The organism is Clostridiales bacterium, from assembly GCA_012512255.1.
Classification (GTDB): Bacteria; Bacillota; Clostridia; order Christensenellales; family DUVY01; genus DUVY01.
Genome location: JAAZDJ010000129.1, coordinates 14973 through 27335, shown reverse-complemented (window position 1 = coordinate 27335; position 12363 = coordinate 14973). Strand labels below are relative to the sequence as shown.

The following is a 12363-nucleotide window of genomic DNA, read 5'->3' as shown; positions in this document are numbered from 1 at the left end:
GAGGAGGCGGAGGCGTAACTCCATTAGTTACATTTTGTATATAATTTTTTAGCCTTGCAATAAAAAAAGTGTTTACATAATCAAATATAATTTGAGTTCCATTAGATACATTGGTCGGAGGATGACCGCCGCCTTGAATCGCCTGAAAAGCAAAATCAACACCCTCATTATAACCCGCATTAAGAAGCGAATTTTTCATATATATAGCGTTATCATAAGGTATTGTATTATCATTTGTGCCGTGAATAATTATCATTGGAATAAAACGACCCTCAAATTGATTACTTACATCATATTCGCTTCTAAACTCAATTTCGGGCGACCCCCATAAATTTCCTATTGCCACCACGCCACTTTTGTCATAGCCTTTTTCTTGACTAGAATAAGCATATGCAACGGCCGTTCTTCCCCCTGCAGAGCCTCCTGCGACAAACATATAGTCTGGGTTATACCCGTAAACACCGCCTTTTGTCCTCAACCATTCTAATGCACGGTTTACATCTTCCGCCGCATCAATCATAGCTGGAACTTCCGCTAAGCGATCGGGCATATCCGAGCCTTTTCTAAGCCTGTATTCAATAGCGGCAACCACATAACCATGACGAGCAAATAAATTGGATAAGTTAACTATATAATTTTGCTCTTTTGTGGAGCCTATTCTAAACCCGCCGCCGTGGACCATTACAACTAAAGGTCTATTTCTCTGCATATCATTTTTGGGTCTATAAATATCTAGTTTGAGATTGCGTTTTGTGCCGTCATAATTAGTAACGCTTTCCGCATATACAATGTCGGAAATTTTTTCTACATTATCAAATCTTGGAGTAGAATAATCATCAGGATTCAAATAAGCATCTTGTTCTAGATCTTGTTCTTCTCCCATTCCGCCATAAGCTCCTATATTAGGAGGCGAAGTAATAATATTGCCAAAAAAGCAATGTGTAAGACCATCGCTTATTGGCTTGCCCGCACCTAATGCCGGAGATTGTTTGAGGAGCTTAAAATTATTCAATATGCCCCATCCTATTCTTTCAACCGAAGTTCCTCCATAAGCTTTAACAATCATAGGATTGGCCTTTAAATATCCAGATTGCAGCTCTCCATCTTTGCCATTAGCATATTCAAATAGTTCAGCTTTAGGTAATGTAAAACCTTGCTCTTCTGATTTTGCGCTGTATAATAAATTATTAGAAAAAGAACGCGTAATTGTATTGACAATATCATTATGTGTTCCGCTCTCGCCCAACACGGCAAAATCAAAAGATGCTGATAAAGAGTCATTATATATTAAATTGTTTTCAAAGATATAATTTCGATTTTCATCTCGTTGAGAAAGTTTTTGTTTTCGTTCATGGATAATTATTGAATTATAATTTTGGGGAATATAAAAAGTGTTGTTATAAATATGCATACTGTTGACATCGTAATTAATATTCAAAAGATAGCTTTTATCAGCCACGCTAATATTATATCTTACGACAATATTATCTCTAACATCCGTACAATTTGTCATCAAGCCAAATGCATTATCATGACTATAATTATATTGCCATATAGTATCAGGACTGCGCAAATCCGGGTCAAGCATACTGCCGTCGCGAACAACGCCAGCTTTATCAGGACGGGCCATATTCATAAAACCTTCATTCCTTTCAATGATAGTTCCCTTACAATCCCTGGTAAAAATCTGATTGCCGCTTATGCAACGAACAGCGGTCTTATATACGGTGTTTCCGCTTATATGCCCCCCAAGAAGATACCTAACAACAATGGCGTTTTTTCCAATATCAGAAATTTCATTGTTAGTAATATAAACATTTTTATGCGCTATAAAATCAAAATCAGCGTCATATACGGTGCCTTGGGGAGATGTGGTAGGCACTTTCCATATAGCTATACCGCAGTTATCAACATTGCGGACAATGTTATTATTAATGATTAGGTTATTGTATGCCGTAAATTTATCTTTAGTCCATGCCATAATACCGCCAGTCTTTTTTGAAGCATTGCTCATACCGCTGTTTTCGGCGTCAGTAATCCCGCGAATATCATGGACATACATATCTTGAACTGTTATATTATTGTAATATAAAATGTTCTCTTCTGTCCCGCCGCCTATTTCTATTAATATGCCTCTTCTGTCGCCTTCTAAAGTAGCCGTATCAAACAGTTCCAAACTTTCTACGATTATATTTTGACAATTTTTTATATATAAAATACCACCGCCAGTATAATCATTTGCCGCAATAATAGGTCGTCGTCCGGAACCGTATTTGCCTATTATAACGGGATTATTCTCATCGCCTTCAATATTTTCTATTATAAACGGCGCTTCAAAAATCGAGCCCGCTCTTAGTCTTATTATCGTCCCGGGTGTTATGGTTAAATCGTTAATTATGCTTAAGTTATTATAAGGAGCTTCCAAAGAGCCGTTGCCGCCTTCGGGAGCCCTTGAATCAATATAAATATCTGCATATTCTATTTCATCATGCTGATCTTCCGATTGAGCTATTACTAAAGATTGTTTAAAATCTTCTAAATTCATAAGTAAAAATGCGCTCAACCCTATTACTATAAAAAATGTTATTATGTTAAAATAAAATAAGCATTTTTTAAATTTTATCATTCCATTTACCCCTTAACCAAAAAATCCCTAAAAATTAGCGTAATTATAATTATGTAAATCTTTGAGATATTCAACTTTAGCGCTTGCTATGGCTTGGTTTATATAATTTTCATACTTTTCCCTAAACGCTTCATTGCGCCAATTTGTTTCATTTCCTTCAAATGGAGCTAAATCTTCTGGATTTGGAGAATTTTGTCTTGCCGTCAAGTAATAATTATACGCTTCGTCATAGCTTACGCTTAAAATAGTGGTCATTAATTTTGATGATAATCGCGCTTCTAGATTAGCGTTATGGTAATCGTAATATTCATTTTCTTCCCATTTAGTTTTGCCAAAAGTAGGTTTGCCATTTTTTTGGGCTTGAGCAAGTCTTTTGTTTTCTGCGTGCATTTCATCAAGCATTTTATCGTATGACCACGACTTAATAACGCCATTTTCAATAGCAAGCGCTTGTTTGACTTTGATTGGTATGATTTTATTTATACAGATAGATATCAATTCATCAATCGGCCTATTGCCGCCGTAATAACTATACCAGCTAAAGCTAGATTCTGATATGCCGAAAGTCGCCATAAAACGGGCTTTGACCATGCCGTTTTCATTGCTCATAATAATTTCAAATTCTCTTGCCTTGACAAAAACATTATTAATACGCATAAGGTTATCTTTACCAGGCTTTATATCCGATGCCAAAAAAAACATCGCAAATAATATTGTAATAACAAAAACTATTCCGCGCGTTAATGCCTTATTCTTTATAAGAAATTTAGGCATATAAATTTAGCTCCTTTTAAATCAATTTTTTTTCTTTTTTATTATAATAGTCGCCAAAACACCTCCAACAATTATAACAACGCCGCTTCCAATAATCAGCCAAATCCAATAAGGCACGCTAGATTGCTTAATGATTGCAAATTCAACATTAATAACCGTATCTGAATTTATTTCATTAAGAGTAATATTATTATTGATAACATCTACCTCTTCGCCATTAACCAATACTTTTGAGACATAATAACCCTTATCAGGATAAAATATTATTGTCTTTGAGGCGCCCGGTAAAATCAATTCATCATTGACGCTTGCGGTTCCTTTACCATTAACCTCAACTTTAATATTAACGCCTTTTTCAAATATAACAAATACATCAGTGCGTTCGGTAATATTTTCTAATTTGAAATATGTTTCTTTTATATCGGTTAATTCGCCATTTATATAAATATATTTTACCAAATATCCCGCATTAGGGACAAGATTGATATAAGTATAGTCGCCTTCATTGACAATTTGTGAGCCTGTTGTAGTAAATCCATTATTATCTGTAGTTACATTTACTGAATAGTATTTGACAAAAGGAATAACTATTCTTAAATCGCCCTTTACTTGATTTATATTAAGATATAATCCGTCGAGCAATACCTCTTGGTTATTAATAGTTACAACGCCTACTTTGTATCCTGCATTCGGCAATATAAGCGCTGAAAACGCCATATTGCTGACTATACTATCGCTAATATAATCCACAAATCCTTTTTCTTTATCGTAAATAAGCTCAATATTATAAACTGGCTCAGTATAAACATATAAATGAGGTTTTAACTCGTTTTCGCCAATTTTTTGGTCAGTTTCCTTGCTATATAACCGCAACATAGGCAACCCCGGCTCAACTTCATAATCCATCAGAGCAAAGGTAATATATTTGACGCCTTCGGGTCTTGTCTTAATAAGCTGTGTAACATCATACATAATCCAACCTTTAGCCGTATTTTCAAAAATCAAATCGGGTTGTCGCGCCGAAGTTCCAATAATCTGTTCAAGATAAGGGGCATTAATCCATGAAATTTCATTTTCTGACCATACGCTCTCTTCGCTTTCATAAAATCCCCACAAAGCAAGCTTAAATCTATAACCAGAATTCATTCCTGTTCTTTGATAAGCATATAAGTTAAACTCAATCTTAGTCGCAGCAGAATTCAAATCGTTAATAGGAAATTTAACATATATAATCCGCGTATTGCCCCCGCCCGTAGCGGTTTTGGCTTCTAAAAGACTTGCGTTACCAAAATTATTATCTTTATAATTACCATCGCGAATATAAGAATCTTCGCTCGGCAGTATTAAATCGCCTTTGGCTTTTTCTTTAAACGCCACATTAACAATAGTATCGCTAGTTACATTATCAATGATTATTTTATCGCCATCCAAAAACGCGTTAATACCGTTTATTTTTACATAGTCAACAATATATCCCGGATAGGGAGTAACGGTAAATTCGGCAGTAGCGCCTCGCGCGCAGTCTATAAATTGTGGGCTTACGGTTCCATAGATATTATCAAGCTTAGCCGTCACCTTAAAATACCCCGTAGGAGGTTCGGAAACAGGCTCATTAATATAAATCATAGGATGACGAGTTGTATCGGCAGACCTTGTGGTCATAAAACCAATATAATCGCTTCCGGCATTACTGCTTTCCATAAGTAGCATAATAGTAAATCTTTTTTCATCGGTTAAAGATTTTACATAATTGGTTATATCAAAATCATAACCTTTTTGACCTTCGGAAGTCGTTGTGCCTGTTATCGTCACTCTTGATAACATAACCGCATTGGGAGGAAGTTCAAGTTTATTGGTGTTATTTATGGCTTTTAGTTCATTAGGTAATGTATTATATGTAATATTATTATCCCAATCAGAAAAAGATATAGCATAAGCAACCACGCTTGCAGGCGCTGATGGGCGCACGCCTTCTGCTATATTTACATGAAGTCTTAATGTAGCTGTAATAACTTCTCTTTTTTCCTCTGATAAGTCAAACAACATATATGTATATCTGGAAAAGCCTGAACTTCCTCTTTTGACATGCATAGAATCGCCCGTTGAATAGTTGTCGTTTGCGCGGCTTCCATCGCCTACATGTTGATTATAGATTGGATAATAAGTTCCTTCTAATTGTTTATATACTATATCTACATAAGGAGACGTATATACGCTATTGTCGTTAGGATCTATATCTTCATAAGCGCCCAATTCTATTTCAGCCATATCATCATTTTCGCTTACAATTACAAATGAAAGAACTGTATCATAAAAAAGTTCTCGTTGAGCATATTCGGTAATATCAATACTTACCCAGCCTTTACGGTTGGCGTTAAATGTTGCAATTAGGGAACGTAGACTTTCATCGGGCTTATTATTATAAGTTAATGTATCTCCGAACCATTCATTGTCTTTTAAGCCATAGAGCTTGAGTTGTGCGCCTTTTGTAAAATCTTTGATATATAGATTAAGAGTAATATTTTCAAAATTTTCAGAATAAAGAAGTTTATATTTTAAATATGTTTCTTTTTCATTCTTCTTAACAAACCAACTATGTTCATTGGCAAAAGACTTATCGGGTTGATTTATATCAGTTTGACCGCCTTGTACTGTGAAATATCTATTTGAAGTATGCGCTGGTCCTCTATTGCTATGGGGAGGAAACAGCGGTTGATCAGGATTTGTTATTTCAATATCTGAAACGCCTTTTCCGCCATATGCACCAATATTTGGATTATCAGCATCAAGAGAGTTGCCATAAAAGTCAAACTCACCGATATTTTCAAGCACCTTTCCTGCCCCTATGGCAGGAGAACCAGGTTTTAACATAAATCTATCAGCGTATTGTCTGCCTATGCGGTCATGTAAGTCATCATTAACATCCGGCATTTGCACAAATAATGGGTCTGATTGCAAGAAATTAGAATCCAAAATTGTATCTTCATTAAAATGACCAGGCACATACAAATATTCAATATTAATGATATCTTTTCCTTCGGCGCTATAAAATAAGTTGTTAGAAAAAGTTCTTTTGATTGTATTCTTAATGGATGAAGGAGCGGTTGGATGGTCAATATCTACCATAGCCAACCTAGTATTAATGCCCATATTATATACAAGGTTATTATAATAATAATAAACCTGATTGCTGTTTCTTGAATCCATTTCTTTATCGCGCTCACGAATAACCGATACGCCTTCATAGCCTTCTGGAATAAAAAATGTGTTATTATAAAACCAGATTCCAGAAACATCATAATTGATATTCAAAAGCCAGCTTTTATCGCCTGCGCTTACATTGTATCGGACAATAATATTATCATCGTTAACATCAGTGCAAGTGGTCATAAGCCCAAAAGCGTTATCATGGCTATAATTATATTGCCAAATTGTATTTGGGCTTCTAAGATCGGGGTCTAGCATGCTACCGTCCCTAAACACGCCGGTACTGTCAGGCAACATTCTATTTAAAAAGCCTTCGTTATATTGAATAACTGTTCCGCGGCAATCTCGGGTGAATATTTGATTGCCGCTAATACATCTAAGAGCTGTTTCATATACGGTATTATATTCCACTACTCCGCCCTCAGCCGATCTTATTACTATAGCATTTTTGCCTACGTTAGAAATAACATTTTCCGCTATTCTAAGATTGGTATAAGCAATATTTTCCCAGCCTTGAGTTCCTGGCTGTATAGATACTTGAGTGCTTCTTGTATGCCAGGTAGCTATGCCTGCGTTATCAACATTATTGATGATGTTTTTTTCAATTGTAAGGCTGTCAAATCTTGTTGGTGTAATATCAGCATTGCGCACCCATACCTGAATTCCACCCGTGCTTTTTGAATCAGTGCTCATACCGTTGTTAGCGGAATCTGTATAACCTTTTATATGATGAATATACATATTGCGCACTGTTATACCTGATAAAATACCTGCATTATCGCCTTCAATAAGCACGCCGCGTTTATCTTTTTCTACAACGCCCGTATCAAAAAGCTCATAGCCTTCAACCGTAATGTATTCGCAATTATAAATATGCAATACGCCGCCGCCATCAATATCATTGCCGTTTATTTTAGGTCTTGATCCTTCGCCATAACTTCCGAAATAAATAATATCATCTTTTTTACCTCTGCTATTTTGCACAAATAATGTGCCCGAATAAGCGGTTCCTCTTTTGAGCAAAACCCTATCTCCAGGACCAAAGGTCATTAATGATATCCTGCTTATATCCTTATAAGGATGCTCTATTGACCCGTCCTCATAAGATGAAGCTGATGAAGAATCAAAATAATATGTAAAACGCCCTGAATTGATTTCATCAAGGTTAATCATATTATCTTCATATGTTGCGATATTAGTTTCTTTAGCTTTAATTTGTATAGCTGCTTTTGCAAAACTTATACCATACTTTAACATCAAACCCGCAATTATAAGCACTATTGCGCATAAAACAATCTCAAGAATTGACAACGGTTTTATTTTTGATTTATATTGCTGATTAATCATTTTTTACCCTCATTCATATATTTTTTTATTATCTATTTTTTAAACCTTGCCCATGGAGGTTCTGACGATAAAAGCAAATCAAATTCTGCGACAAGTCTATTTTCATAATCGCCTTGATACTTCCCATTGAGAAAAGCATCAATGCCTTCTCTATATAACCGCTCCCATGAATTCTCCTCATCGCCAGGGTTAATAGGAGCAAACAAAACATTATTATCTTTTGCCGCCTTATAATCTCCCGGCGCATCGCCTATCATAAGAATATTATTGGATTCATAAGACTTTGCTTTTAATTCCGATATGCACTCTGTTTTTGTCCCAAATTCCTGCCCGCAAATTATATCGGCATATTTTGCAATGTCATAAGTTTGCCATTCTTTAATAATCGTTTCCGTAGGCGTTGCCGATATTACGGCAATATCGGCAAATTCTTTAAATGCTCCCAAAGTTAGGGGAACATAATAAAACGGCTGCACTCCATGGGCGATTTCATCAACATAACAATTGACTGTTAACGAATAATCATATGCCATTATTAATACCTCAATATCTGGGTGTTTTTCTAAATATAGTTTAAGCCCCTGAGAAGTGGGATTGCCTAATTCTATCCATTTGATAAGCGGCTCTATATCGGGGATATATACATTACGACGTTTTACTTCTTCTCTTTTTTTTAGCAGTTGAAGCATTTTAACAAGCGCCAAAAACCGATTAGTCCCGCGAGTTTTTGAATACAAATATACATATTCGCTAACTTCTCTTGCGTATTTTGATACTGACTGTAATCTAAAACACTTTATAAAAGCTGGCGTAAAACACTCTTTATGTTTTAATTCCATTGTATCAAATACGCAGCCGTCCGAATCTATGCATACTAGCCATTTATGTTTTTTTTCAAATTTTTCAAAGAATTTTTTATTCATCTTATGTCCTTGTGAATATTATCCTAAAGCGTGATATCAAGTTTGGCCTTACATTCAATATTTCCAAATATAGCATCTGCTACTGCAGCTATTCCTTCACGTCCCGATGGACAAAAAGATACAATCGCATTTTCAATATATTCAGGCACTCCAAATTTTTTATAAGGCGTATTTGACACTATTAATAGTTTTTTATTTAAATATTTTATTTTATCTATTAGCGGTATCATGCATGCATGAGATCTATAATTATAATAACTTGTCATTACAAGAACATCATAATCGTCCTTATTAATGCGATTAAGCGCCGCTTGGGCTTCATATTCGTCAAAAAGCTCATTTATTAAACATAACGACACATTTGGATTATGTTTTCTCATTTCTTCATACAACAATCCAGGATGAGAATACATATTATTGATAAAACAATGAAAATGATGCGCTTGTTCTATCAATAATATTTTTGCGTTTTTAGAAACTGGCAATAGGCCGCTGTTTTTTAAGATTATAGTGGAGCGTTCAGCCGCTTCACGACTTGTTTTTATTATATCTTCATCATTAAACATATCGGCTTTTTCAACATCTACAATCCCGCCATTTATATGCAAGCCCATGTCATATCTCATTTTTAATATGCGTAATACGGCTTCGTCTAACCGCTTATATGAAATTACTTTATCTTTTACCGCTTGTAAAACTTTTTCAATTAAATATATGGTTGCGGGCGATTCGCTGCGAAATAACACCAAATCACAACCCGCATTGATGCAATGAATTACCGCCTCTGATAATTCATATTTTGATGTTAAACCTTTCATCTGAACATTATCAGTGGTAACTACACCTTCAAAACCTAATTCTTCTCTTAACAACTTTGTCATAATCTCATAATTAGTTGCCGCAGGAATATCATCGTCTCCAAAAGCGGTATATGCTGTAAACGCAGCCATAATCGCATCAACGCCGCCATCAATTAACGCCTTAAATGCTAAAATATGATTATTAAACAATTCGTCTCGCCCAAGCGTTATGACTGGCAAGCCAAAATGCGCATCTTCATCCGAATCGCCTCTACCGGGAAAGTGTTTGGCGGTGCAAATAATGCCAGCTCTTTTATATCCCTTTAACGAAGCCAATCCATATTTTGCCGCTACATCGGCTTTATCGGAATACGCTCTGGGGCCAATTTCTGGATTATTCGGATTGGTGTTTACATCCATAACAGGAGAATGTATCATGTTAAGTCCCATAGCTTTAGCTTGTATGCCGGCGCAATAATAAGCGCGTTCGGTTAGCTCCAAATCCCCTGTTGCCGCAAGCCCCATAGGATAAGGAAACAACCTTTTTTCAAACAACAAATCCGCGCCTTCGCCTTCTTGGTCGTATGTAAAATGCAAGCCTACTGCGCCTTTTTTTTGCATTGCCCTATCTCTATAAGTGTTAAGAGTAATGGCGTATTCTTTTGAAGTGCAAGCTATGCGTTTAGTATTCATATTGCTTGAGCGGTCAATTGTATCAATATCATATAAAGGATAATTAGAATTTCTAATCTCTCGCGCTTCGCTTGACCCATGAAAAAATTTTTGCGTAACGCGGAAACCGCCTACATGATATTTATCTATTAATTTGCACACATGCGGCGTAACAATAGGTCCTGACGCTCCAAAAACCATTAATTGACCAACTTTTTGTTCTATAGACATTTCTGATAATTTCTGTTCTGCCCAAGATTGTCTATTATCCATTAATCACTAGTCACTCCTTTTTTCTTATTTATCCTAAGTTAATACTTGATTATTTAATCAATAATTTTTAACTGTTAATATATCTTTGATAAGCTTCATTATATATTTCTAATACGTTGCTCAAACCATATTTATCTGAGTTTATCTCTTGAATATACGAATTCCATTGCGATAAATTTCTTGTTCCCTTAATAAATCCGTTTAACCAAGATTGATAGCAAGTTTCTAGGCTATGTAAATACATGCCCAAAACCTCAATTTCATATGAAGTAAACTTTAAGTTAGGAACTGGTTCCAAAATTATTTCATTGTATGCCTCTCTAATTGAGCGAACTTTCTCTGAAGCTATCTGCATTTCATATCTAATATCCTGTTTTACAGGAAAATCTATGGCTATTCCATACATTCTTAGCGCATCAGCAGCGGCTATATCATAATTATCGATAATATGTTTTGCTTTTGTTATTTTTTCAGTATATACAGGTTGACCTTCTTTCAAAATGTAATGTTCTCCTTCTATGCCAAAATTAAGAAGCATTTGACCTTCTTCGCTATATATAAAGTCAAAAATTCTTAATATCTCTAATTTATGTTTTGAGGCAATATGTATTGCTGCGCTGCCCGAATCCCTAACCGGCAATAATTGTCTACGAGTATACGCTATGCTGTTAGCGTCTTTAGCGGGCGGAAGAATTCCAATAACTTCAGGATTTTGGTTGTTAGGCGTACCTTTTATAAGATTAAGTTTTTGTTGATAACGGTCAATCCTTGTTCCAAAAGCAAAAGTCATACCGGCTTTGCCCGTTTCAAACAGCAAATCAGCTCCCTCATTGGTGCTTGGATTTTCATAATTGGGCATAATGTATCCATTTTCATACATTTCTCTAGCTAATTCAATAAACTCTTTTACCCGTTCATCGGCAGGAGCAAACTTAATTACGCCATCTTCTAAGAAAAAACCAGTATGTGCGTGCACGCCCATATCTACGCCAAAAGATTCAAATAAGTTCATGCCATTTAATTTATTATCAAAAACAAAGGGTCTTACGCCAGGAATTGTGCTAAATTTTTGAAATACATTCATAAGATCGTCAATTGTTTGGGGGATATCCAAATCAAACTTATCAAGCCAATCTTTGCGGATTATATACATTTTTTCGTTTTTTATAGCTGAAAAAGTAGGCATTATATACATCCCCCCATTAAGAGCGACTAAGTCTTTTTTGTATTGAGGGTTGCTGTCAATAACTTTTTTGAAATTAGGCGCCCAAGTATCCAAATATTTGCTATAGTCAAAAAGCCCGCCCTTTTCGCCATATATGCTTAAGTCTGCAAAGGAAAAAACATAAAGGTCACAAGCATTTCTTTTATCCATAATAGATGTGGTAAATCTTTGTTTAGCCAAATCAATATCCCAAGGCGTGGTTTCCCATTTGAATTTAACATTACATCTTTTTTCAATTTCTTTTAAAGTTGCTAACGCAGTATTATGATTGTTGTCTTCTACAGAAAAGTCCAATCTATCTCTAAAAAAGACTTTAATTTCTAGCGGTTCGCCGCCTGTAACATACCATTTTTTTGCCGGGTCTCCATTAGAGTAATCTACTGGCGCTGGTATATCTTTTTCATCTTTAGGTTTGCATCCCGCAAACGCGGTTACGCAAAGCATTAAAACACTTAATATTAATATTAAGATCTTTTTGAATCTCATAATTTTTCTACTATATTTAAAAATTTTTTA

General features: G+C 35.4%; 6 protein-coding genes. All 6 read right to left on the bottom strand.

The window, feature by feature from the left end; translation table 11 throughout:
* Nucleotides 1-2626 (bottom strand): alpha/beta hydrolase (locus tag GX756_06520; protein ID NLC17511.1); only part of this gene is annotated, 2626 nt, incomplete at its 3' end.
* A gap of 27 nt (nucleotides 2627-2653) precedes the next feature.
* The gene (locus tag GX756_06515) at nucleotides 2654-3283 is read right to left on the bottom strand and encodes a hypothetical protein (GenBank protein ID NLC17510.1); all 630 of its coding nucleotides are present in this window, start codon (nucleotides 3281-3283) and stop codon (nucleotides 2654-2656) included.
* 138 nt (nucleotides 3284-3421) lie between these two features.
* Nucleotides 3422-7954, bottom strand: a complete 4533-nt coding sequence (locus GX756_06510) for a DNRLRE domain-containing protein (protein NLC17509.1) — start codon at nucleotides 7952-7954, stop codon at nucleotides 3422-3424.
* 32 nt (nucleotides 7955-7986) lie between these two features.
* Complete coding sequence (locus tag GX756_06505; protein NLC17508.1) at nucleotides 7987-8877, bottom strand: HAD family hydrolase; 891 nt, start codon at nucleotides 8875-8877, stop codon at nucleotides 7987-7989.
* Between the two features lie 23 nt (nucleotides 8878-8900).
* Entirely contained in the window at nucleotides 8901-10622 is a 1722-nt protein-coding gene (locus GX756_06500) for a hypothetical protein (GenBank protein NLC17507.1), read from the bottom strand.
* A gap of 67 nt (nucleotides 10623-10689) precedes the next feature.
* Entirely contained in the window at nucleotides 10690-12333 is a 1644-nt protein-coding gene (locus tag GX756_06495) for an extracellular solute-binding protein (protein ID NLC17506.1), read from the bottom strand.
* Nucleotides 12334-12363 lie beyond the last annotated feature (30 nt).

Excerpts from the sequence above, each read along its gene's own strand:
- GX756_06495 (NLC17506.1), bottom strand. The coding sequence starts at position 12,333 with ATGAGATTCAAAAAGATCTTAATATTAATATTAAGTGTTTTAATGCTT.
- GX756_06505 (NLC17508.1), bottom strand. The coding sequence starts at position 8,877 with ATGAATAAAAAATTCTTTGAAAAATTTGAAAAAAAACATAAATGGCTA.
- GX756_06510 (NLC17509.1), bottom strand. The coding sequence starts at position 7,954 with ATGATTAATCAGCAATATAAATCAAAAATAAAACCGTTGTCAATTCTT.
- GX756_06515 (NLC17510.1), bottom strand. The coding sequence starts at position 3,283 with ATGCGTATTAATAATGTTTTTGTCAAGGCAAGAGAATTTGAAATTATT.
- GX756_06500 (NLC17507.1), bottom strand. The coding sequence starts at position 10,622 with ATGGATAATAGACAATCTTGGGCAGAACAGAAATTATCAGAAATGTCT.